Source organism: Aeromonas sp., assembly GCF_051657805.1.
Classification (GTDB): domain Bacteria; phylum Pseudomonadota; class Gammaproteobacteria; order Enterobacterales; family Aeromonadaceae; genus Aeromonas.
The window spans coordinates 1-1,195 of sequence record NZ_JBOFLJ010000002.1 but is presented as its reverse complement, the minus strand read 5'-3'; the positions used below and the strand labels follow the sequence as shown (position 1 = coordinate 1,195).

Sequence of the window (1,195 nt, the reverse complement as noted above, 5' to 3'; positions counted from 1 at the left end):
ATCCACTTTACCTAAGCCCAATGCTCCCGGTCGAGCCTGTGGAAGAAATTGTGGATAAGTCCCGTTTTGCTGTGGATAAATTGTGGATAAGTGCCGAGTTATCCACAGGCTCGAGTTATCCACATTTTTATCCACAGGTTTATCCACAGGTTTTACCCCTCTTATCCACAGGTTTATCCACAGGCAAATACGACTGGTATGCTTGCAAGGCACCCGAAGTGTGTGACTTATCCACAAAAAGAGCAGGTTATCCACATAACCTGTGGATAAGTCGCGAAACCTGTGGACAGTTTCGGGGTACTTATCCACAGGCAAACCCTGAACCTGTGGACAGGGTGTGGATAGATAGGCGTTGGGATCCCGGGAATTTGTTACAAAGTTGCTGCCCTGGGGGGAGGGGGTTCAGCGCTTACTCTTGACGTGCGAGGTGAGCTCGTGGATCTGGTTGAAGGCGTCCCTGTCGCTGTTTATGAGCTTCGAGATCTTGGCCGTCGCGTGCATGACGGTGGAGTGGTCCCGGCCGCCGAAGGCCTTGCCTATCTTCGGTAGGGATTCGTCGGTAAGTTCGCGGGAGAGGTACATGGCGACCTGTCGCGGGTAGGCGAAGCCCTTGGACCTGCTCTGGCCGACCAGATCCGCCTTTGCGACGCCGAAGTAGCGGCAGACTTCGTGCTGGATCAGCTCTATCGGGATCTCGCGGTAGGCCTGGTCCGGCAGGATGTCTTTCAGGACTTCCTCCGCCAGCGCCACGCTGACCCGCCGCTCGTAGAGCGAGGCGTATGCCAGGATGCGGACCAGCGCCCCCTCCAGCTCCCGGATGTTCGTCGAGACCTTCGAGGCTATGAACGTGAGCACCTCGTCGTCCACTTCGAGGCGGTCCATTATCGCCTTCTTGCGCAGGATCGCGATCCTGGTCTCCAGGTCGGGCGGTTGGATGTCCGTGACCAGGCCCCATTCGAAGCGGCTGACGAGACGGTTCTCGAGCGTCTGTATGTATTTCGGGTGCCGGTCCGAGGCGATGACGATTTGCTTGTTCTCTTCGTAGAGCGCGTTGAAGGTGTGGAAGAACGCTTCCTGCGTCTCCACCTTGTTCTCCAGGAACTGTATGTCGTCGACGAGCAGCACGTCCTGCTCCCTGTAGCGCTTCTGAAAGTCCAGGGGGGAGTTGTCCCTCATGGAGTTTATGAAGTCGTTG

The 1,195-nt window shown here is 56.6% G+C and carries 1 protein-coding gene; it reads right to left on the bottom strand.

Annotated features, from left to right (window positions below):
• Positions 1 to 402: 402 nt before the first annotated feature.
• A partial coding sequence (gene dnaA, locus ACRCYW_RS00400; RefSeq protein ID WP_438548228.1) for a chromosomal replication initiator protein DnaA occupies positions 403 to 1,195 on the bottom strand: 793 nt, incomplete at its 5' end.